This window comes from Enterobacter sp. CFEC122 (assembly GCF_052983755.1).
The window spans coordinates 179,319-199,691 of record NZ_JBRIQR010000003.1 but is presented as its reverse complement, the minus strand read 5'-3'; the positions used below and the strand labels follow the sequence as shown (position 1 = coordinate 199,691).

The window sequence follows — 20,373 nt, the reverse complement described above, 5'->3', positions numbered from 1 at the left end:
CTTTAATGATTCACATTATGAAGGCTTAAGGGTAATGGATAGTGATGCTGAGGTGATGCGCTATATCAATAAGGGTATCGTTAAAACGCCCGAAGAAACCAGGGAGGGCATCAGAAGGGTGCAGGCTCGCTGGGATAAGTATCACTTCTCGTGGTGGGCTATCAGAGAGAAATCTTCTGGTGCGATCGTTGGTGCAGCATGCCTCCAGCACCTGGCGAACGTGGAGGGGGCACCATTAGAGATTGGCTGGCGCCTCGTGCCTGAACACAATGGCAAAGGCTATGCTACAGAGGCAGCGAAAGCGATCGTTGATTACGCTGTAGAACGGGTGGGAGCATCTTATCTGGTGGCCGTGGCCGATCCAGAAAATATCGCATCGCAGCGTGTAATGAAAAGGTTAGGTATGTCTTATAAAGCCATAGAGCGGCATTACGATACGGAATGCGTTGTGTACGAGCTTAACATGAGTAAGCCTGCTTAATTAAGCGACACATAACTGCCACTTTATCTCAGCTTACAGCACCTCAACCAATTCAAATTCTTCTGCGATCAGTTCCATATCTTCAGAAAAATGGCCTTCGCGGAAGAAAAATCCCTGATGCTCTTTCCGCCAGTATTCAAGGCTTAAATCACCTTCACCCTCTTTGCGAGCGAATTTCTCATTAACATCGCAAAAACGCACCAGTCGCATGGAAACCAGCCGGATCACACAGACCGGGACATTCTGACCATCAAGGATTATGTTGTAGCTTCCTATCCGTGGAGCAGAGACATCCTGCGAGTACGAGGCAAAAGATCCGCAGGTGGCCGTTTTGAGCCCTTTTTTAATCAGGTCCGCAAGCGCGTTCGCCAGTTCCGGGTTGTCACCCATTTGCCAGGCCGCTGCGCCTGGGTACTTCGTTTTTAATTCCTCAACCTTAACCATTGAAATCCCTTCTCAACCCTTGACCATAAGAAACATAATAGCGGTTTTAACATAAACTCCCTCGATATTTGAAGCGTAATCGGCTTTCCTTCTACTTTTGTACACAGGCTGCCTGGAATACAAAGGGTTGCATGCATTGGTTGTGTAAATATATTCTTATGGGGGTATCTGTGTGGTGAATCTGCTGCCTGCACCCCGGCGCGTGACGTTATAATCAGTAACGAGTCATCGGGATGCTATCGGCACCACGCATTTTCTGTAACTTTTATCCCATTGGAAGGGGTTAGCGTGTTCAAGCTTAATACATCTCTACTGGCGGTTTTGCTGCTGTCAGGCTGTAGCTCCGATCTGGTTCTCAACCCACCTAAGCAACCTGAATACAAGTCGATGCCTGAAATAACGCAGTCTGTGACGCCATCACAACAGCGTGCAATCATGGCTGGCGAGCGGCCTGACTGGTCAGAAAGAACGCCGGTCAAGACAATAAAGCAATACTAATAAGCACTTAACAACCAGGGCTGCCGTTCGGCGGCCTTTTTATTTACCCATTTGAGAAGGTGCAAAGATGGAGCCTGGTTTGCGGGAAAATTTCTGACGGCGGACATGGTATTTCTTTCTTTATCAACCATGCTTAAGGCGAAGATAATTCAATCACTTCAGCATCACCGAAGCGGCAACGTCACTCGAGTCGAGAATCCTGAATGCGCCACGCACCTATCTCCATAGCTGCAGCCACGGCAATTTTTGTGCTGGGCGTTTTTATCATCAATATCCAGGTCTGGTACTCGGCGCGGGCTGACAGCCTTGCCGGGGCGCACTACGTCGTCAGGAATATGCACGTCATTCTTACAGAAGCGCATCATGCGACCCAGGTTGCAATGCGGCTTGCTGAGAATGAGTGTGATGCTGAAGGACAGTATCGGCTCGGCACTGAAGCGGCATTACAACCCCATCTGAGAACGATCGTTATTCTGAAAAAAGATGTGGTCTGGTGTTCCTCCTTGCCGGGAAACCGCGTGTTGTTGGTTAACGGGTCAGCGCTGCCTGAAGCGCCATTGTTACTTGTTCCATCGAAAAGTACGGTCAACGGCCTGCCGGTTCTCTTATACCAGACAAATCATGCCGGAAGCCGAATCATGGTGAGCATCAGCGACAGCCATATTCGGGATGCGCTGAATATGCCACTACGTGGCGTGGCGTATTCGCTGCTGGTCGGCAATCGTCGTTTAGGCCAATCTGGCGATGTCTTGACGGCAGCCCATTCAAACAACGATGTTCTGACGGTAAAAGACGTTGATTATGCCTTCGCGATTCAATTTAACGCTCCGCCTCTTTTTAGCCTAACGCGATTATTCGACCAGGCCGGTGGAGTGGTGTTATTTCTGCTGCTCGTTTCCTCTCTTTCTGCTTATCTTCTGCTGCGATATCTGTCTAAGGATATTTCGCCGGAAGAATCGCTGCGGACTGCCATCTACAGAAATGAAATTATTCCCTATTACCAGCCCGTCGTGAGCGGAAAAGAGGGCACCTTGCGCGGTGTAGAGGTGCTGGCAAGATGGAAGCATCCGCAATCCGGGTTTATTTCTCCCTCGTCATTTATTCCTCTTGCTGAAAAAACAGGGCTAATCATTCCCTTAACCCAAAGCTTAATGCGTCAGGTTGCAACGCAGATGAATGCAATTTCTACGCTGCTGCCGGAAGGATTTCATGTCGGGATTAACTTCAGTGCGTCTCATATCGTTGCCTCTACCTTTTTTGAAGAGTGTCTGAATTACAAGCGCAGCTTTGTTCAACAGGATCTTAATCTCGTTGTGGAGGTGACCGAGCGTGAACCTCTCCACGTAGATGAACATCTCGTTAAGACCCTGAATGCGCTACATGAAATAGGGTTTGCCATTGCCCTGGATGATTTTGGAACGGGATATTCCGGCCTGTCCTACCTGCAGGATCTGCACATCGATTACATTAAAATCGACCAAAGCTTTGTTGCCAGAGTGAATGCCAATGAGGATTCCACCCTGATCCTGGATTCGGTACTGGAACTGGCAAAAAAACTGTCAATCCGTATTGTGGCGGAAGGGGTTGAAACCCAGGAACAGCTTGATTACCTCATGCGCAATAACATCACGTTTTTACAGGGCTATTTCTTCTACAAACCCGTTCCTTTTAAGGAGTTGATAAAAATTCTGTTATCGAAGCCAAAGGTTAAAGTGAGGGTGGAGTGACGTTTGTCCCGTTGTCAGCAATTCCCGCCCGATACATTCATAAGTAGCGTATAATGCGGCGTCGAAAACCGCTCAACTCTTCTCTGGCCAGTACTATGACCCTCAATCGCGTTTGTTATTTACTCCTGCTCTTTGCTGCGATCGGCAGTCTTTTTACCTCGAGCCCTTTGGCTATGTGGTTTCTGCTGATCAATATGCTGACATTGGTCATGTATGGCGCCGATAAAATAGCGGCGCGGAAAGGCATGCGCAGGGTTCCGGAAGCCACGCTGCTGGTATTTGGCGTAACGGGCGGCTGGCCTGGCGCGATTGTGGGCCAACAGCTCTTTCGCCATAAAACACAAAAGCAGCCGTTTAAAACCTACTTTTTCTTAAGCATTGTCGTCAGCATCGCCGTGATGGCGGCGGTTTACCATTTCTCGCCTGTTTCTTCTTTATGGTCGTTTTGACATCAAGTTAACCTGAGTTTTTCAGATGCCAGCACTACGTTGATAAGAACGGTCATTCGGATAGTGCGTCGTGAATAAATCCTCTATCACTGCCAATAGTAGTAGGACTATTCTTAAGTTGTTGCTGTTTTTTGCACAATCTGAATAATACGTGCAACAACACGGACGGCAACATCCCATGAAAATAGTCTCTATTACGCTGGCAGCGCTGGTGCTTTATTCTGCACCTGCCTGGTCCGCTTTTCAGAAGCGGGAATATAATACCTGGTATATGAAAAATGCGGTGCTTTATGATATGACGCAGACCTCGGAAGGTTTTCCCGTCATGGTGAGCGTATCCCAGCCTGGGAGAAAATCCGCTAATTTGCTGGTGTCATATATTACGGAAGGCCGCTGTGGTGAGAATAATCTACCGCTTAATGTGAATGGTAAAGTGCTGCCCGCCAAATATAATTGTGTCCAAATAGGAAAGAACAGAATTGAACATTTTTCAGTGGTGGATGCGGACAGCGTTAATGGCATGGTGACGCATCTGAAATCTGATTTCACTATTCTCCTGCAAAACGATATCAAAATTTGGGCAGCAAATATCAAAGCGCCAAAATACGGGCTAACCCCGCGCTTTTAAAATCATGCTACGCTTGTTTGTTGTATCAGGAGCATGAGTATGAAGAACAAAGACGAACAAACAGGATTAGTGGGGCTGGCGATTGGGGCGGCCGTTATTGGGCTGGTTTCTGCCCAGAAACCAATCGATCGCGACAGCATTGTTGATGAGCTGGTCAGGCTCGGCAGGCAGAAAGGCGATGGTGTAGAGGATGAGGTTTTCGTCAAGGCTGCTGACCTGGTGAGGAAGGGGATCTAGCCATGGCTGATATTCGTCATGCGCAGTGCCATTGTGGCGCGGTGGCCTTTACCGTTGCGCTAACGGATGGCCTGAATACCGCGCGGCGCTGCAGTTGTTCCTTTTGTCGCATGCGGGGTGCGGTCGTCGTCTCTGCGCCGCTGTCAGGGATTACCGTGACCAAAGGTGAGGATAAGCTCACGGAGTACCGCTTCAATACGGGAACGGCACGGCACTTTTTCTGCTCGGTGTGCGGAATTTACACGTTCCATCAGCGGCGTTCTAATCCAAACGAATACGGCGTGAATGTGGCCTGCTTTGATAACGTCTCTCCGTTCGATTTCCCTGAAGTGAAGGTGATGGACGGGGTTAACCATCCCTCGGATGGAGATAGCGGGGTGTTTGGCTACCTCTCTTTTCGCAAGAAAGGAACAGGTCAGGCGTAATTGCCGCCTGGCCACTCTGTAATTAGCCTGGCTATAGTGGAGGGTGGTTATCTGAAACAGGAGAAACTATGCTTTGTGTTGAAAAAGACGATCCGCGTGAGGCCCCTGAATCAGGTGATAAAAAGCCTCAACCCGTGAAAAAATAACGCAATCTGTGCGTTTTCCCGCCACCGGCACTGCTGGTGGCTTTTCATTTCTCAGGGAATAATGTTAACCGCCATCCAGGTGGTTCAACACAGCACTGAGATGCCCGACAATATCAGCAAAATCAAAAATTAACGCCATCCAGATGAGCGCTAAAAGAGTTAGTACGACAACGGATACACGACCAAACAACGCTGTTATCCTTAGTGATGGAAAGGCTATCACCTGAGTTTAAACAGCTTTACCTCAACTTACCCTCAACCACGTGATTTCAGAACCTGCTTTTTGTGACGAACGTCAAGAGATGGGTGAGCCCGCATACTGATGCGGGCTCTGGCAATCAGAACTGGTAAACCAGACCCAGTGCCACGACATCATCCGTGCCGATGCCGTTGTTTTTGTAGAAGCTGTCATCTTCATCCAGCAGGTTGATTTTGTAATCAACGTAGGTGGACATGTTTTTGTTGAAGTAATAGGTTGCGCCGACGTCAGCGTACTTAACCAGATCCTGGTCGCCCTGGCCGTTGCCAAGGTCCTTGCCTTTAGACTGCAGGTAGGAAAGGGACGGACGCAGGCCGAAGTCGAACTGGTACTGTGCGGTCACTTCGAAGTTCTGGGTTTTGTTGGCAATACCGCCGCCTGAAGTGCTGTCACTGGAACCGTATGGCGTCATATTGCGGGTTTCAGAGTACATTGCCGCCAGGTAGATATTGTTAGCGTCGTATTTCAGACCCGCGGTCCATGCGTCCGCTTTATCGCCGCCAGCATATTGAGATGCTGCACCGGTGCCTGCGATCACCTGGTCATTAGTACGATCTGAAGAGGTATACGCTGCACCCGCAGTAATCCCCATGCCAAAGTCATAGGTTGTGGAGATACCGAAACCGTCACCGTTTTGGTTACGAATGTTGTTATCAGAACGGTTGTTCGTTCCTTCCTGAGAACAACCATTTTCGTCACAGTTGCTGCCTTCATTTTTGCCCTGATACTGCAGCGCAAAGTTCAGACCCTGCACCAGACCATAGAAGTCGGTGTTACGGTAGGTTGCTACGCCATTGGCGCGGCCGGTCATGAAGTTGTCGGCTTTGGTGTAGGAGTCGCCGCCGAACTCAGGCAGCATATCGGTCCAGCCTTCCACGTCGTACAGTACGCCATAGTTACGACCGTAATCGAAGGAGCCGTAGTCACCCACTTTGATACCGGCGAAGGCCAGACGCGTCCAGGACTGGTTATCAGACCCTTCGGTGTTATTGGCCTGAATGTTGTATTCCCACTGTGCGTAGCCAGTCATCATGTCGTTGATCTGGGTTTCGCCTTTGAAGCCCAGACGCATGTAGGTTTGATCCCCGTCAGCGCCTTTATCATCGGAGAAATAGTGCAGACCATCTACTTTTCCGTACAGATCTAATTTGTTACCGTCTTTATTATAAATCTCTGCTGCATGAGTTGCGCCAGCCATTAACAGAGCCGGAATCATCAGGGCCAGTACTTTTCTTTGCATTTTGATATTCCTTTGCGGTTGTTTTTATTTAATTACCTGTTGAACTTTCCGAATGCGAAAGTTGTCTCATGCTAAATCACTCCCGTGTAAGAGTAATAAATTATAATTGTTACGAACTAAGTAAAATCTAAACTGAATACATCAACGGTAATGGTCATTGGTTTGGTGAATGCTTTAAGGCTAAACATAATAAATTAAAATTATTAATCAGGTATGAATTAAGCTATTCTTGATGGCGTTATATGCCTTTAAGATTATTTATCCATAATTCGCATGAATAATATTTAGGGAACTAAATAGATATTTAATGATTATCTGGATTCGCCCGGTGTGAATACACCGGGTTTTTTTATGGCAAAAAAATGCCCGGACGCGCCGGGCAGAGAGACTAGTCGCTGGTCGATTTTTCGGCTTTACCCGCCAGCTGCGCCAGGAAGTCATACCGTTTTTGCAGATCTGCCGCAGCGTCTTTCCATAGCTGTTCGGCCACTTCCGGCTGCTGCGCGTTAAGGCGACGGAAGCGCTGTTCCTGCATTAACGTCTCGGCCAGAGCATCTGACGGCGGACGCGAATCCAGCGCCAGCGGTAATTTACCCTCGTCCGCACGGCGCGGATCGAACCGGTACAGCGGCCAGAAGCCGGTCGCGGTTAGCTGTCGCATCTGATCGTGGCTAAGAGCCAGGTCGTAGCCATGCTCTTCACACGGGCTGTAGGCAATGATCAGCGACGGGCCGGGATACGCTTCCGCCTCCTGGATCGCCTTCACCGTCTGGTTAAGCTGTGCCCCCAGCGAGATTTGCGCGACGTAAACGTGACCGTACATCATCATGCTCACCCCGAGATCTTTGCGTGCCTTGCGTTTCCCGTGCTCACCGAATTTCGTGACGGCACCCAGCGGCGTGGCTTTCGACGCCTGACCACCGGTGTTGGAATAACACTGCGTATCCAGCACCAGGATATTGACGTTTTCGGTCAGGCTTAGCACGTGGTCCAGCCCGCCAAAGCCGATGTCATAAGCCCAGCCGTCGCCGCCAATCAGCCAGATCGATTTTTCGACCAGGGCGTCCGCGTCGGTCAGCAGCTGTTCAGCGCCCGCCACGCCCTGAAGCGCCTGACGCAGCTCTGCAACCTGCTCACGACGTACCTCTGGCGTCGCGTCGGCGTGAAGCGCGTCATTGAGCCCGGCGGGGATCTGCCCGGCAAACTGCTCCAGCAGGCGCATCACGCGCGCGCGGTGCTGGTCAACGGTCAGGCGGAAGCCCAGACCAAATTCGGCGTTATCCTCGAACAGCGAGTTGGCCCACGCGGGACCGCGGCCGTTGGCGTCAGTGGTATACGGCGTAGAGGGCAGGTTGCCGCCATAGATAGACGAACAGCCGGTGGCGTTGGCAATCAGCATCCTGTCACCGTACAGCTGGGTAAGCAGCTTGATATACGGTGTTTCACCGCAGCCCGAGCAGGCGCCGGAGTATTCAAACAGCGGCGTGATCAGCTGCGAAGTGCGAATATCAATGCGTTCCAGTTTGCTGCGATCGATTTCCGGCAGATTCAGGAAGAAGTCATAATTCACTTTCTCTTCTTCGACGTGCTCCAGACGCGACATCATATTGATGGCTTTAATCTCCGGGTTCTGCCTGTCTTTCGCCGGACAAACCTCGACGCACAGGTTACAGCCGGTGCAGTCTTCCGGCGCGACCTGCAGAACGTATTTCTGTCCGCGCATATCGCGGGATTTTACATCCAGGGAATGCAGGCTGGCCGGGGCGGCCTCCATCTCTTCCGGCGACACCACTTTGGCGCGAATGGCAGAGTGCGGGCAGGCCGCCACGCAGTGGTTGCACTGAGTACACAGATCTTCTTTCCAGATGGGGATCGCTTCGGCGATGTTGCGTTTTTCCCAGCGGGTGGTGCCCATCGGCCAGGTGCCATCCGGCGGTAGGGCAGAGACGGGCAGGGCATCACCCAGCCCGGCCAGCATCGCCGCCGTCACGGTCTTCACGAAATCAGGTGCCGCATCAGACACCACCGGAGGGCGGTTCGGGCTTGCGGCGTTGACCGGCTGCAGCGGGACCTCAAACAGCGACTCGCGCGCCAGCGCGAGCGCCTGCCAGTTACGTTCGACCAGCTCCTGGCCCTTGCTGCTGTAGCTTTTGGCAATCGCGCCCTGCAGTTCCGCCAGCGCGCTGTCGCCCGGCAGGATATTCGTCAGATGGAAGAAGGCCATCTGCATAACGGTATTGATACGCGCGGCAAGGCCACATTCGCGGGCAATTTTCGCCGCGTTAACCACATAGAAACGGGCTTTTTTCTGGTTCAGCACCGCCTGCACTTCCTGCGGCAGGCGCGACCAGACTTCATCCGCGCTGTATGGCGTATTCAGGAGGAAAATACCGCCAGGTTTCAGGCGCTCGGCCATCTGGTACTTATCAATGAACTGCAGCTGGTGACAGCCAACAAAATCAGCCTGAGAAATTAGATACGCAGAGCGTATGGGCTGTTCGCTCACCCGCAGGTGGGAAACGGTCAGGCCGCCGGCTTTCTTGGAGTCATAGACGAAGTACCCCTGGGCGTACCACGGCGTGGAGTTCCCGATGATTTTGATGTTGTTCTTGGTCGCGGAGACGCTGCCGTCACTGCCCAGACCATAGAACAGCGCCTCGAGTTTGGCGGTCGAGGGCAGGGTGTTTTCCGGCAACGACAGGGACAGATTCGTCACATCATCATAAATGCCGACGGTAAAGCGCGGCTTGGGCTTCGCTTCGCTGAGCTCGTTGAAGACCGCCAGCACGCAGTCCGGTCCGAACTCTTTGGAGGACAAACCGTAACGCCCCCCGATCACGCGCGGCAGCGTTTCACGTTCGCCATGATTAAAGGCCTCGGCCAGGGCGGTCATCACATCCAGATACAGCGGTTCCGCCTGCGCGCCCGGCTCTTTGGTGCGATCGAGCACCGCAACGGTACGCGCGCTTTCCGGCAGCGCAGAGAGCAGATGTTTCGCCGAGAACGGCCGATAGAGACGCACTTTCAGCACGCCAACTTTTTCGCCGCGCGTCAGCAGCTCATCAACAACTTCCTCGCAGGTGCCAATGGCCGATCCCATCAGCACAATGACCCGTTCCGCCTGCGGATGGCCGTAATACTCAAAGGGTTTGTATTCCCGACCCGTTGCGGCAGCAAAGTCATTCATCGCCTGTTCAACATGGTCGTAAACCGCGTTGTACCACGGGTTGGTGGCCTCGCGGGACTGGAAATAGGTATCCGGGTTCGCCGACGTGCCGCGAATCACCGGGTGTTCCGGATTCAGAGCGCGGGCGCGATGCGCGTCAATGTCCGCCTGCGGAAGCAGATTCAGAATTGTCTCGTCAGCCAGCGGGACGATTTTGTTAATTTCGTGAGACGTACGGAAACCATCAAAGAAATGAATAAACGGCACCCGGCTTTTGAGCGTGGCGATATGCGAAATCAGGGCAAAGTCCTGGGCTTCCTGAACGCTGCTGGCGCACAGCATCGCGCAGCCGGTCTGGCGAACGGCCATCACGTCAGAATGATCGCCAAAGATAGAGAGCGCGTGGGTGGCAACGGTACGCGCAGCGACGTGCAGAACGAAGGGAGTCAGTTGTCCGGCAAGTTTGTACAGCGTCGGGATCATTAATAACAATCCCTGGGAAGAGGTAAACGACGTGGAAAGCGCCCCGGTCTGAAGCGCGCCGTGCACCGTGGCAATTGCACCGGCTTCAGACTGCATCTCAACCACTCGCGGGACATCGCCCCAGACGTTTTTTAACCCGTTACCCGCCCAGGCGTCCGCCTGCTCAGCCATGGTAGAACTTGGCGTAATCGGGTAGATGGCGATAACTTCACTGGTGCGAAACGCGACTGAGGCAACTGCACCATTACCGTCAATAGTTTGCATAGGACAGCACCCTTACATTGCGCAAAAAAATAGGGGTCTGTATTACGGCAACAAACCCTGAATATTATCTGTGTATTCTAGCAAACGGGGGATTTTTCGATTTTCGCTTTTGTGTCCTCGTTATTCCTGCCATCAATGTGTAGATCAAACTTTTGGCAGAAAAATTGCGAGAAATTGTTTCAGGAGCGCATAAATACGCACTTCCGCTCTCGACGACACGGGATGGGATGCCTATTATGCATAGGTTTCGCATTATTCATGGGGGAGAGAGCATGCGCTCAGCATTTTTGGTAGGGTGTGCCGCATTATTGTTGTCGGCATGCAGCAGTGAACCTGTCCAGCAGGCAACGGCCGCGCACGTGGTGCCGGGTATGAAAGCCGCGATGTCCAGCTCCGGTCAGGCCAACTGCGCGATGATTGGCGGTTCGCTGTCGGTAGCTCGCCAGCTTGATGGTTCAGCTATTGGGATGTGCGCCTTGCCAAACGGCAAACGCTGTAGTGAACAGTCGCTTGCCGTTGGAACCTGCGGTAACTACTGATTATTCTGCACGCTTAAACATCAGCGTTTTATCGGCTGTCGCCAGCGTTAACTGGTCTTCAGTCAGGTCGACCTGCGCGCCTTTGCGCAGCATGTCGCCGATGGCCTGATCCAGCTCGTTAAGCTGCGGCTCACTACAGAGCTTGCGCGTCATGGCCAGCGTTTTCACCTTCAGCTCGCCTTCGGACAATTTCCCCTGTCCGTTGAAGCGGTTACACATCTGGCCAGAAACGCTGATGTTATTCACCAGACTGATATCTGGCAGTGCGCTAAAACCGATCTCAGGTTGCGTTGTCGCGGTCTTCACGGCCTTACCGTCCACACTTTCCAGCACAAAGCGGTGGTTCTTAAGTTGCTCCGGCTGAACGGAGGCTTTACCCGGATTAACGCAGCCGGTAAGGACAAGACTGATAACACTTAACGCAATGAGCTTTTTCATTTTTCTTCTCAAACTATAAACACCGTGAATCTTTTTCCAGTGTAACGATACTCTGCCATGCGTTAATGGGGTTTATCTGAAAGTGCGGGGAGGAGCCGGGCAACGCAGCGGTTGCCCGGGATGACGTTAATGTGATTTAAACCCTGCCGCCGTCATCAGCATACGGAAGAGCATACTGACCGCAGCCAGCGCCAGTACGCTGCCGCCCCAGATAATGGCCAGCCACAGTAATCTTTTCCAGACCGGTTGTTGCATCAGTGATAACCCTCCCCATGCCGAACTTTGCCGCGAAATACGTAGTAACTCCAGAAGGTGTAGACCAGGATAACGGGAATGATCAACAGCGCGCCGACCAGCATAAAGCCCTGGCTTTGCGTCGGTGCGGCGGCCTGCCACAGGGTGATTGACGGTGGAATGATGTGCGGCCAGATGCTGATCCCAAGCCCGCTAAAGCCGAGGAAGATCAGCCCCAGCGTCAGGATAAACGGTCGGCTATGGCTGTCGGGATTATTCAGGCAGCGCCACTGATACAAACTAAAAATCACCACCAGGGCCGGGACGGGCAGCAGATAGAACAGGTTCGGCAGCGTAAACCAGCGCGCCGCGATGGCCGGCTGCGCCAGCGGTGTCCAGAGGCTGATCGCCGCAATAAACGCCAGCAGCACGATTAACAGGGTTTTCGATACCTGACGCATCCGCTGTTGCAATGCATTTTCGCTTTTCATTACCAGCCAGGTCGAGCCTAACAGCGCGTAGGCCACCACCAGGCCCGCGCCGCAAAACAGATTAAACGCGGTAAACCAGTCAAAGGGGCCGCCGATATAGGCCCGGCCGGTGACGCTAAAGCCGTTAATGACGGCGCCCACCGTCACGCCCTGGGTAAACGTCGCCAGAATGGAACCGCCTATAAACGCCTTATCCCAGAAAGGACGGTGTGCTGGCGTGGCTTTAAAGCGAAACTCAAACGCTACGCCACGAAAAATAAGACCGATCAGCATTAATGTGAGCGGAATGGTGAGGGCATCGATAATCACGGCGTAGGCCAGCGGAAAGGCGCCGAACAGGGCGGCCCCGCCCAGCACCAGCCAGGTTTCATTCCCGTCCCAGACCGGCGCGACGCTGTTAACCATCACATCGCGATCGTCGGCGTTCTGCGTGGCCGGGAACAGAATGCCAATCCCCAGATCAAAACCGTCCATCACGATATACATCAGCGTGGCAAAGACGATGATCACAAACCAGATAATGGAAAGATCGATACCCATTACGGCTGCTCCTTATGTTCAGTTGTGACGGCAGAAAGCGGGCGCGCCGGACGTCCGTCGGACTCGGTGGCGAAAGATTCATGCGGCTGCGGGCCTTTTCGGATGAGGCGCACCATATAGCTGTAACCCACGCCAAATACCGAAGTGTAAACGACGAAGAAGGCCAGCAGGCTCACGCTCATATGCAAATCGCCATGGGCAGAAACCGCATCCTTCGTGCGCTGGAGCCCATAGACCACCCACGGCTGGCGGCCCACTTCGGTGGTGATCCACCCGGCCAGAATAGCAATCAGCCCGGAGGGCCCCATCAGCAGGGCAAACCACAGGAAAGGACGGGAAGAATAAATGCGCTTTTTATAGCGCAGCCAGAGTGCCGTTACCCCAAGCAGCAGCATCAGCATGCCCAGGCCCGCCATAATGCGGAACGACCAGAAGACGATGGTGGAATTTGGGCGGTCTTCCTTTGGAAACTCTTTGAGCGCCGGAACCTGTTTATCCAGACTGTGTGTCAGAATAAGGCTTCCCAGCGCCGGGATCTCCAGCCCAAAGCGGGTGCGCTCCTGTTCCATATCCGGCCAGCCAAACAGCAGTAGCGGGGTAGGCTCGCCCGGTGGATTTTCCCAGTGACCTTCAATGGCGGCAATTTTCGCGGGCTGGTGCTTTAAGGTGTTCAGCCCGTGCATATCGCCCACCATGGCCTGGAGGGGCGCGACAATCAGCGTCATCCACAGCGCCATTGAAAACATTGCCCGGATGGCGGGGGTATTATTCCCGCGCAGCAGATGCCATGCCGCGGATGCGCCAACAAACAGGGCGCTGCTCAGGAACGCGGCTATCGACATGTGCAGCAGGCGGTAAGGGAAGGAGGGGTTAAACACCACCGCGAACCAGTCTACCGGCACCACCTGACCGTTGACGATCTCATAGCCCTGCGGGGTTTGCATCCAGCTGTTGGAGGAGAGGATCCAGAAGGTGGAGATAATGGTCCCCAGTGCCACCATGCAGGTGGAAAAGAAGTGCAGCCTCGGCCCGACTTTATTCCAGCCGAACAGCATCACGCCGAGGAACCCGGCTTCGAGGAAGAAGGCGGTAAGCACTTCATAGGTCAGAAGCGGGCCGGTAATACTGCCCGCAAACTGCGAAAAGCCGCTCCAGTTGGTGCCAAACTGGTACGCCATCACCAGCCCGGAGACCACGCCCATGCCAAAATTGACGGCAAAAATCTTCGACCAGAAATGGTATAGCGAGCGCCAGACCGGATTTTTTGTTTTCAGCCACAGCCCTTCGAGCATGGCAAGATAGCTTGCGAGACCAATGGTGATGGCCGGGAAAATGATGTGAAAGGATACGGTAAAGGCAAACTGTATCCGCGCAAGGTGAAAAGCATCTAAACCAAACATGCACAGCCTCAATGTCAAACGGTGTGCTGTTATGGTATAGGGGCGAAGATCGGACGAGCAGACGCAGAAAAGCGAATTTTAACCATAACAGTTGGCGTAAATTTCACGCTTTGGCCATCTGATATACCTCGCCGTTGTGGAATAAAAACATTCTTTTTATGAATTTTCCGCATTAAACCGCTTGCTTTGTCGTCAGCGTCGTGCGTTAATGGCCTTCTGGTTTTGAGTCCAAATAAATATCTGACGTAGTTTTATAAAGCAGTTCTCATCACGTTGTGCCTCTCCGCAGCCTCTCTTGGGTCTTTATCTACATTCCGATTCGTTTTGTTTAAAACCATTATGCCCAATCGGCCCATTAGTAATTTACGTTTTTACGTTTCAGGAGAAACCTATGACTTCATATATTCATTTTCGCTGCCCATGCTGTCATGGCTCGCAGTACCGTACCTCAGCCTTTGATGTGTCTGAGAAAAACCCGTTTGGCGCGAAATGCATTTTTTGCAAATCGTCGATGATCACGCTCGACCACCTGGCCGCCGCGCGTTCCGCTCAGAGCCACGTGACCGAATACCGTAAGTAATTCATCTTCCAGACTATAACAGTTCGCTAAATCTTCTCTTTTTCTCCTGCTGATATACACTGTCGGTCTTAAGGAGAATCTGATGAAAAAATACCAGCGTCTGGCGCAACAAATTATCTCGCAGATTGAGCTTGGCGTATGGCTGCCGGGCGATAAGCTGCCTTCCCTGCGAGAGCAGGTGGCAAGCAGCGGCATGAGTTTTATGACCGTTGGCCACGCGTATCAGATGCTGGAAAGTCAGGGGCGCATTGTCGCCAGACCGCAGTCGGGCTATTACGTTGCCTCGCGCCCGACCGCACAACAGCCTGCGCCACCCGCTCAGGTGATGCGTGACGAAGCGGTGGATATCAATACCTACATCTTCGACGTCTTACAGGCCAGCCGCGACCCGTCCGTTGTTCCTTTTGCTTCCGCATTTCCCGACCCCAGGCTTTTCCCGCTTCAGCAGCTCAACCGTTCGCTGGCAAACGTCAGCAAAACCGCGACGGCGATGAGCGTGATTGAGAACCTGCCGCCGGGAAACGTCGATCTCCGCCACGCCATTGCCCGCCGCTACGCGCAGCAGGGGATGAACATCTCCCCGGAAGAGATCGTGATCACCGCAGGCGCGCTCGAAGCGCTGAATCTTAGCCTTCAGGCGGTAACCGAGCCGGGTGACTGGGTGATTGTCGAAAACCCCTGTTTTTACGGTGCGCTGCAGGCGCTGGAACGCCTGAAGCTCAAAGCGTTGTCGATTGCGACGGACGTTCGCGAGGGGATCGATCTCAATGCCTTAGAGCAGGCGCTGAATGAGTACCCGGTTAAAGCCTGCTGGATCATGACTAACAGCCAAAACCCGCTCGGCTTCACGCTGAGCGCGGAGAAAAAAGCCCAGCTTGTCGCCCTGTTAACCCAGCACAACGTCCCGCTGATTGAAGATGACGTCTACAGCGAGCTCTATTTTGGACGTGAAAAGCCGCTTCCGGCGAAAGCGTGGGATCGTCAGGACATGACGCTACACTGCTCGTCCTTTTCAAAATGTCTGGTGGCCGGTTTTCGCATCGGCTGGGTGGCGGCAGGAAAACACGCGCGGCGCATTCAGCAGCTGCAGCTGATGAGCACGCTTTCAACCAGTTCTCCCATGCAGCTGGCGCTGGTGGATTACCTGGCGACCAAACGCTACGACGCCCACCTGCGCCGCCTGCGGCGTACGCTGGCCGAGCGAAAGCAGCAGGCCTGGCAGTCACTTCTTCGCCATATGCCTGCAGGCGTTAAAATTCACCATAACGACAGCGGCTACTTTTTATGGCTGGAACTGCCGGCACAGCTGGATGCGGGGCTGCTGAGCGAAAAGGCCTTAACGCACCACATCAGCATTGCTCCCGGAAAAATGTTTTCCACCTCTGACGCGTGGACGCCGTTCTTTCGTTTTAATACCTCCTGGGCCTGGGGAGAGCGGGAAGAGCAGGCGGTCATTCAGTTAGGAAAATTAATTAGCACGATGCTGGAATAATCCTTTCTCCGTTATTTAAATAATCAATTCTTATCCTGATGACGGCGCTGCGACTATTTCGCGGTGACCCGTCATAGGAAATCTGCATACCGTCTCTCGCGCCTAACCCCTTGTCTATAATCCAGTTAACGGGGAATGCGCCCTCGGTCACACCTTGATGAAATTTCCTGAAGCCGAACGGTGCGGCGCATTTGCGCGGTCTACGTTTAATAAGGGAGATATTTTTACGGCACGGCTGCCGCTAAATTTCATTGCGACAGGAGTAACTCTTATGAGCAAAAAATTTGCCCGCAGCAGCCTGTGCGCGCTCGGCATGACTATCATGACAGCGCAAGCCGCAGAACCACCAAAGGCCATTGGCGACGGGGAAGGTCGACTGGATATTATCGCCTGGCCGGGATACATCGAGCGGGGGCAGACGGATAAAAACTACGACTGGGTCACCCAGTTTGAAAAAGAGACCGGGTGTGCGGTTAACGTCAAAACGGCGGCCACGTCGGATGAAATGGTCAGCCTGATGGCGAAAGGGGGATATGACCTGGTGACCGCCTCAGGCGATGCCTCCCTGCGGCTGATCATGGGCAAACGCGTCCGGCCGATTAACCCCGATCTTATCCCCAACTGGAAAACCCTCGACGAGCGGATTGTGAAAGGGGAATGGTTTAACGTCGGCGGTAAAGTCTACGGCACGCCGTACCAGTGGGGGCCAAACCTGCTGATGTACAACACCAAAACCTTCCCGACGCCGCCGGACAGCTGGAGCGTCGTCTTTACCAAACAGGATCTGCCGGACGGTAAAACCAATCAGGGACGCGTGCAGGCCTATGACGGCCCGATTTATATCGCCGATGCGGCGCTGTTCGTCAAAGCGACCCAGCCGCAGTTGGGTATCAAAGACCCTTACCAGCTCACCGAAGCACAGTATGCCGCCGTGCTGAAAGTGCTGCGCGACCAGCATGCGCTGATCCACCGCTACTGGCATGACACCACCGTCCAGATGAGCGATTTCAAAAACGAGGGCGTGGTGGCCTCCAGCGCCTGGCCGTATCAGGCGAATGCCCTGAAGGCCGAGAACCAGCCCATTGCCACCGTCTTCCCGAAAGAGGGGGTGACAGGCTGGGCGGACACCACCATGCTGCACGCGCAGGCTAAACACCCGATGTGCGCCTACAAATGGATGAACTGGTCGCTGACGCCGAAAGTGCAGGGCGATCTGGCCGCATGGTTTGGCTCCCTGCCCGTGGTGCCGGAAGGGTGTAAAGCCAGCACGCTGCTGGGCGATAAAGGCTGCGAAACAAACGGTTATAATGAGTTCGACAAAATCATGTTCTGGAAAACCCCCATCGCAGAAGGCGGCAAATTTGTCCCTTACAGCCGCTGGACGCAGGATTACATCGCCATCATGGGTGGTCGTTAATTGCCCGGGAGCAGAACATGACGTACGCAGTCGAGTTTAACAATGTTTCCCGTCTGTACGGCGACGTCCGGGCGGTGGATGGGGTCACCATTGCGATCCGCGACGGAGAGTTTTTCTCCATGCTGGGGCCTTCGGGCTCCGGCAAAACCACCTGCCTGCGTCTGATCGCCGGTTTTGAACAGCTGTCAGGCGGGACGATTTCCATCTTCGGCAAAGAGGCGAGCGAACTGCCCCCCTGGGAGCGGGACGTGAACACCGTGTTTCAGGACTACGCGCTGTTCCCGCATATGTCGATCCTCGACAATGTTGCCTACGGGCTGATGGTCAAAGGCGTCGACAAGAAAAAACGCCATGCCCAGGCCCGTGATGCCCTGGAAAAAGTGGGCCTGAGCTTTGCCATCGCCCGCAAACCTTCGCAACTTTCCGGCGGCCAGCGTCAGCGTGTCGCCATCGCCCGCGCGCTGGTAAACGAACCGCGCGTCCTGCTGCTGGACGAGCCTTTAGGGGCGCTCGATCTCAAGCTGCGGGAACAGATGCAGTTCGAGCTGAAGAAACTTCAGCAGGAACTCGGCATCACCTTTATTTTCGTCACCCACGATCAGGGCGAGGCCCTTTCCATGTCGGACCGGGTGGCGGTGTTCAATAACGGGCGTATCGAGCAGGTGGATACCCCACGCGATCTTTACATGCGTCCGCGCACGCCGTTTGTCGCCGGATTTGTCGGCACCTCCAACGTTTTTGATGCGGGCCTTGCGCAGACGCTTTGCGGGATGGAGGGCACCTTTTCCCTGCGCCCTGAACATATTCGCCTTAATGAACAGGGTGACGTTCAGGTTCAGGGCGTCGTGCAGGCCGTTCAGTATCAGGGGGCTGCCACGCGTCTGGAGCTGAAGCTCGCCGATGGCGCCAAACTGCTGGTGAGCCAGGCTAACTTCAGTGACGCCTCGCCGCTGAGCGGCATTGCGCCGGGGCAGGCGGTCATGGCGTCATGGTCGCGCGAGGCGATGATCCGCCTTCACGAGGAGAGGTGAAATGGATATGAGCGTTGCGCATCCTCCCGCCCCGCGCGGCCGTCTGAGCCGCATGACGGCCCTGTTCTGGCGAAAGCCGTCGCTCGGTCTGTTCCTGCTTCTGCTTGCGCCGCTGATGTGGTTTGGCATCGTCTATTTAGGATCGCTGCTGACGCTGCTGTGGCAGGGGTTTTACACCTTTGACGATTTCACCATGGCGGTCACGCCGGATCTCACGCTGGCGAACATTCAGGCGCTCTTCAACCCGGCAAACTACGACATCATCCTGCGCACGTTAACGATGGCGATTGCGGTGACCATTGCCAGCGCCATCCTTGCGTTCCCGATGGCCTGGTACATGGCGCGATACACCAGCGGCAAGTGGAAAGCGTTTTACTATATCGCCGTGATGCTGCCAATGTGGGCGAGCTATATCGTTAAAGCCTACGCCTGGACGCTGCTGCTGGCGAAGGACGGTGTGGCCCAGTGGTTTCTCAGCCATCTCGGCCTGGAGCCGATTCTGACATCAATCCTGACGCTCCCGGCAATTGGCGGCAACACTTTGTCCACCTCCGGGCTGGGACGGTTTCTGGTCTTCGTGTACATCTGGCTGCCGTTTATGATCCTGCCCGTCCAGGCGGCGCTGGAACGCCTTCCGGCCTCGCTGCTGCAGGCCTCAGCCGACCTCGGCGCGCGTCCCCGGCAGACGTTCCGCTATGTCGTTCTGCCGCTGGCCATTCCGGGCATTGCGGCGGGGTCAATCTTTACGTTTTCCCTGACGCTGGGGGATTTCATCGTTCCTCAGCTGGTCGGCCCGCCGGGCTACTTCATTGGTAACATGGTCTACTCCCAGCAGGGCGCTATCGGCAATATGCCGATGGCCGCCGCGTTCACGCTGGTTCCCATCGTGCTGATTTCTCTTTATCTGGCGTTCGTGAAACGTCTGGGAGCATTCGATGCACTCTGAACGCGCACCGCTGTTCCTGAAAGTGGCAGCGTGGGGAGGCGTCATCTTCCTGCACTTCCCGCTGCTGATCATCGCGACCTATGCCTTCAACACCGAGGACGCCGCCTTCAGCTTTCCGCCGCAGGGGCTGACGCTGAAGTGGTTTAGCGTGGCGGCGGGGCGCGGCGATATCATTGAATCCGTGACGTTGTCACTTCAGATTGCCGCGCTTTCTACCGCTATAGCCCTTGTGCTTGGCACGCTTGCTGCAGCAGCGCTGTGGCGAAGCGCGTTTTTTGGCAAGAATGCGATCTCTCTGCTGCTGCTGTTACCGATTGCGTTACCGGGGATCATCACCGGCCTGGCGCTGCTGACGGCTTTCAAAACGATTAACCTGGAGCCGGGGTTTTTCACCATCGTGGTCGGACACGCCACCTTCTGTGTGGTGGTGGTGTTTAACAACGTGATTGCCCGGTTCAGACGCACCTCCTGGAGCCTGGTGGAAGCGTCAATGGATCTCGGGGCTGACGGGTGGCAAACCTTCCGCTATGTGGTGCTGCCCAATCTGGGTTCCGCGCTGCTGGCCGGGGGAATGCTGGCGTTTGCCCTGTCGTTTGACGAGATCATCGTCACAACGTTTACGGCGGGACACGAGCGCACGTTACCGCTGTGGTTGCTCAATCAGCTCGGGCGTCCGCGCGACGTGCCCGTCACCAACGTCGTGGCTCTGCTGGTGATGCTGGTGACAACTCTCCCCATTCTGGGAGCCTGGTGGCTAACCCGCGAAGGCGAAAACATTGCCGGCAGCGGGAAATAACAGTGATTTCAACAGGAAAATG

22 protein-coding genes are annotated in these 20,373 nt (G+C 54.1%); 15 read left to right on the top strand and 7 right to left on the bottom strand.

Annotated features, from left to right (window positions below; genetic code table 11):
• Positions 1-481 (top strand): GNAT family N-acetyltransferase (locus ACVCAM_RS04300; protein ID WP_447093536.1); only part of this gene is annotated, 481 nt, incomplete at its 5' end.
• Positions 482-514: 33 nt separating this feature from the next.
• Here the strand turns inward: ACVCAM_RS04300 and ACVCAM_RS04295 are convergent.
• Positions 515-925: an ASCH domain-containing protein gene (locus ACVCAM_RS04295; RefSeq protein ID WP_407223408.1), complete on the bottom strand. Its 411-nt coding sequence runs from the start codon at positions 923-925 to the stop codon at positions 515-517.
• A gap of 288 nt (positions 926-1,213) precedes the next feature.
• On the opposite strand from ACVCAM_RS04295, the gene ACVCAM_RS04290 reads away from it, so the two are divergent.
• The 7 genes from ACVCAM_RS04290 to ACVCAM_RS04260 all read left to right on the top strand — a co-directional run bounded on the left by ACVCAM_RS04290 (position 1,214) and on the right by ACVCAM_RS04260 (position 5,035).
• Positions 1,214-1,423, top strand: a complete 210-nt coding sequence (locus ACVCAM_RS04290) for a hypothetical protein (protein ID WP_126287803.1) — start codon at positions 1,214-1,216, stop codon at positions 1,421-1,423.
• Positions 1,424-1,626: 203 nt separating this feature from the next.
• Positions 1,627-3,150 carry a cyclic diguanylate phosphodiesterase gene (locus tag ACVCAM_RS04285; protein WP_348581250.1) on the top strand — a complete coding sequence of 508 codons (1,524 nt, stop codon included), beginning with the start codon at positions 1,627-1,629 and terminating at the stop codon, positions 3,148-3,150.
• 95 nt (positions 3,151-3,245) lie between these two features.
• Positions 3,246-3,599 carry a DUF1294 domain-containing protein gene (locus ACVCAM_RS04280; RefSeq protein ID WP_032667215.1) on the top strand — a complete coding sequence of 118 codons (354 nt, stop codon included), beginning with the start codon at positions 3,246-3,248 and terminating at the stop codon, positions 3,597-3,599.
• 178 nt (positions 3,600-3,777) lie between these two features.
• Entirely contained in the window at positions 3,778-4,227 is a 450-nt protein-coding gene (locus ACVCAM_RS04275; RefSeq protein WP_447093535.1) for a hypothetical protein, read from the top strand.
• 39 nt (positions 4,228-4,266) lie between these two features.
• The gene (locus ACVCAM_RS04270; RefSeq protein WP_008501277.1) at positions 4,267-4,464 is read left to right on the top strand and encodes a hypothetical protein; all 198 of its coding nucleotides are present in this window, start codon (positions 4,267-4,269) and stop codon (positions 4,462-4,464) included.
• Positions 4,465-4,466: 2 nt separating this feature from the next.
• A complete protein-coding gene (locus tag ACVCAM_RS04265) occupies positions 4,467-4,889 on the top strand; it encodes a GFA family protein (RefSeq protein ID WP_407223407.1) in 423 nt (140 codons plus the stop codon).
• A 68-nt stretch (positions 4,890-4,957) separates the two neighbouring features.
• Positions 4,958-5,035, top strand: a complete 78-nt coding sequence (locus ACVCAM_RS04260) for a hypothetical protein (RefSeq protein WP_223239581.1) — start codon at positions 4,958-4,960, stop codon at positions 5,033-5,035.
• 338 nt (positions 5,036-5,373) lie between these two features.
• Here ACVCAM_RS04260 and ompC read toward each other — a convergent pair whose 3' ends face one another.
• Complete coding sequence (gene ompC, locus ACVCAM_RS04255) at positions 5,374-6,534, bottom strand: porin OmpC (RefSeq protein ID WP_008501279.1); 1,161 nt, start codon at positions 6,532-6,534, stop codon at positions 5,374-5,376.
• A 388-nt stretch (positions 6,535-6,922) separates the two neighbouring features.
• Entirely contained in the window at positions 6,923-10,447 is a 3,525-nt protein-coding gene (gene nifJ, locus ACVCAM_RS04250) for a pyruvate:ferredoxin (flavodoxin) oxidoreductase (RefSeq protein ID WP_025910830.1), read from the bottom strand.
• A 272-nt stretch (positions 10,448-10,719) separates the two neighbouring features.
• On the opposite strand from nifJ, the gene ACVCAM_RS04245 reads away from it, so the two are divergent.
• Positions 10,720-10,986, top strand: coding sequence for a putative hemolysin (locus ACVCAM_RS04245; RefSeq protein WP_008501281.1), 267 nt, complete (start codon positions 10,720-10,722; stop codon positions 10,984-10,986).
• On the opposite strand, the gene hslJ is transcribed toward ACVCAM_RS04245, so the two are convergent.
• The 4 genes from hslJ to ACVCAM_RS04225 form a co-directional block, all read right to left on the bottom strand.
• Positions 10,987-11,424 carry a heat shock protein HslJ gene (gene hslJ, locus ACVCAM_RS04240; protein WP_008501282.1) on the bottom strand — a complete coding sequence of 146 codons (438 nt, stop codon included), beginning with the start codon at positions 11,422-11,424 and terminating at the stop codon, positions 10,987-10,989.
• Between the two features lie 126 nt (positions 11,425-11,550).
• Positions 11,551-11,679, bottom strand: coding sequence for a DUF2474 domain-containing protein (locus ACVCAM_RS04235; RefSeq protein ID WP_008501283.1), 129 nt, complete (start codon positions 11,677-11,679; stop codon positions 11,551-11,553).
• A complete protein-coding gene (gene cydB, locus ACVCAM_RS04230; RefSeq protein ID WP_257183847.1) occupies positions 11,679-12,689 on the bottom strand; it encodes a cytochrome d ubiquinol oxidase subunit II in 1,011 nt (336 codons plus the stop codon). Before cydB ends, ACVCAM_RS04235 begins: the two co-directional genes overlap by 1 nt.
• Positions 12,689-14,089, bottom strand: a complete 1,401-nt coding sequence (locus ACVCAM_RS04225; RefSeq protein ID WP_407223405.1) for a cytochrome ubiquinol oxidase subunit I — start codon at positions 14,087-14,089, stop codon at positions 12,689-12,691. Before ACVCAM_RS04225 ends, cydB begins: the two co-directional genes overlap by 1 nt.
• A 391-nt stretch (positions 14,090-14,480) precedes the next feature.
• Between ACVCAM_RS04225 and ymcF the strand changes: the two genes are divergently transcribed.
• From ymcF to ACVCAM_RS04195, 6 genes are all read left to right on the top strand, one after another.
• Positions 14,481-14,669, top strand: coding sequence for a cold shock small protein YmcF (gene ymcF / locus ACVCAM_RS04220; protein ID WP_008501286.1), 189 nt, complete (start codon positions 14,481-14,483; stop codon positions 14,667-14,669).
• Between the two features lie 82 nt (positions 14,670-14,751).
• The gene (locus ACVCAM_RS04215) at positions 14,752-16,161 is read left to right on the top strand and encodes an aminotransferase-like domain-containing protein (RefSeq protein ID WP_021240253.1); all 1,410 of its coding nucleotides are present in this window, start codon (positions 14,752-14,754) and stop codon (positions 16,159-16,161) included.
• A 271-nt stretch (positions 16,162-16,432) separates the two neighbouring features.
• The gene (gene ydcS / locus ACVCAM_RS04210; protein WP_407223403.1) at positions 16,433-17,578 is read left to right on the top strand and encodes a putative ABC transporter substrate-binding protein YdcS; all 1,146 of its coding nucleotides are present in this window, start codon (positions 16,433-16,435) and stop codon (positions 17,576-17,578) included.
• A 17-nt stretch (positions 17,579-17,595) separates the two neighbouring features.
• Positions 17,596-18,609, top strand: a complete 1,014-nt coding sequence (locus tag ACVCAM_RS04205; RefSeq protein WP_023344245.1) for an ABC transporter ATP-binding protein — start codon at positions 17,596-17,598, stop codon at positions 18,607-18,609.
• A 1-nt stretch (position 18,610) separates the two neighbouring features.
• Positions 18,611-19,555: an ABC transporter permease gene (locus tag ACVCAM_RS04200; protein ID WP_407223402.1), complete on the top strand. Its 945-nt coding sequence runs from the start codon at positions 18,611-18,613 to the stop codon at positions 19,553-19,555.
• Complete coding sequence (locus tag ACVCAM_RS04195; protein ID WP_407223401.1) at positions 19,545-20,351, top strand: ABC transporter permease; 807 nt, start codon at positions 19,545-19,547, stop codon at positions 20,349-20,351. The genes ACVCAM_RS04200 and ACVCAM_RS04195 overlap by 11 nt, the downstream gene beginning before the upstream one ends.
• Positions 20,352-20,373: the final 22 nt, after the last annotated feature.

What these genes read in the sequence shown, in the direction of transcription:
- ACVCAM_RS04295 (WP_407223408.1), bottom strand. Translation starts at nt 925, where the DNA reads ATGGTTAAGGTTGAGGAATTAAAAACGAAGTACCCAGGCGCAGCGGCC.
- ACVCAM_RS04285 (WP_348581250.1), top strand. Translation starts at nt 1,627, where the DNA reads ATGCGCCACGCACCTATCTCCATAGCTGCAGCCACGGCAATTTTTGTG.
- ACVCAM_RS04280 (WP_032667215.1), top strand. Translation starts at nt 3,246, where the DNA reads ATGACCCTCAATCGCGTTTGTTATTTACTCCTGCTCTTTGCTGCGATC.
- ACVCAM_RS04275 (WP_447093535.1), top strand. Translation starts at nt 3,778, where the DNA reads ATGAAAATAGTCTCTATTACGCTGGCAGCGCTGGTGCTTTATTCTGCA.
- ACVCAM_RS04270 (WP_008501277.1), top strand. Translation starts at nt 4,267, where the DNA reads ATGAAGAACAAAGACGAACAAACAGGATTAGTGGGGCTGGCGATTGGG.
- ACVCAM_RS04265 (WP_407223407.1), top strand. Translation starts at nt 4,467, where the DNA reads ATGGCTGATATTCGTCATGCGCAGTGCCATTGTGGCGCGGTGGCCTTT.
- ACVCAM_RS04260 (WP_223239581.1), top strand. Translation starts at nt 4,958, where the DNA reads ATGCTTTGTGTTGAAAAAGACGATCCGCGTGAGGCCCCTGAATCAGGT.
- ompC (WP_008501279.1), bottom strand. Translation starts at nt 6,534, where the DNA reads ATGCAAAGAAAAGTACTGGCCCTGATGATTCCGGCTCTGTTAATGGCT.
- nifJ (WP_025910830.1), bottom strand. Translation starts at nt 10,447, where the DNA reads ATGCAAACTATTGACGGTAATGGTGCAGTTGCCTCAGTCGCGTTTCGC.
- ACVCAM_RS04245 (WP_008501281.1), top strand. Translation starts at nt 10,720, where the DNA reads ATGCGCTCAGCATTTTTGGTAGGGTGTGCCGCATTATTGTTGTCGGCA.
- hslJ (WP_008501282.1), bottom strand. Translation starts at nt 11,424, where the DNA reads ATGAAAAAGCTCATTGCGTTAAGTGTTATCAGTCTTGTCCTTACCGGC.
- ACVCAM_RS04235 (WP_008501283.1), bottom strand. Translation starts at nt 11,679, where the DNA reads ATGCAACAACCGGTCTGGAAAAGATTACTGTGGCTGGCCATTATCTGG.
- cydB (WP_257183847.1), bottom strand. Translation starts at nt 12,689, where the DNA reads ATGGGTATCGATCTTTCCATTATCTGGTTTGTGATCATCGTCTTTGCC.
- ACVCAM_RS04225 (WP_407223405.1), bottom strand. Translation starts at nt 14,089, where the DNA reads ATGTTTGGTTTAGATGCTTTTCACCTTGCGCGGATACAGTTTGCCTTT.
- ymcF (WP_008501286.1), top strand. Translation starts at nt 14,481, where the DNA reads ATGACTTCATATATTCATTTTCGCTGCCCATGCTGTCATGGCTCGCAG.
- ACVCAM_RS04215 (WP_021240253.1), top strand. Translation starts at nt 14,752, where the DNA reads ATGAAAAAATACCAGCGTCTGGCGCAACAAATTATCTCGCAGATTGAG.
- ydcS (WP_407223403.1), top strand. Translation starts at nt 16,433, where the DNA reads ATGAGCAAAAAATTTGCCCGCAGCAGCCTGTGCGCGCTCGGCATGACT.
- ACVCAM_RS04205 (WP_023344245.1), top strand. Translation starts at nt 17,596, where the DNA reads ATGACGTACGCAGTCGAGTTTAACAATGTTTCCCGTCTGTACGGCGAC.
- ACVCAM_RS04200 (WP_407223402.1), top strand. Translation starts at nt 18,611, where the DNA reads ATGGATATGAGCGTTGCGCATCCTCCCGCCCCGCGCGGCCGTCTGAGC.
- ACVCAM_RS04195 (WP_407223401.1), top strand. Translation starts at nt 19,545, where the DNA reads ATGCACTCTGAACGCGCACCGCTGTTCCTGAAAGTGGCAGCGTGGGGA.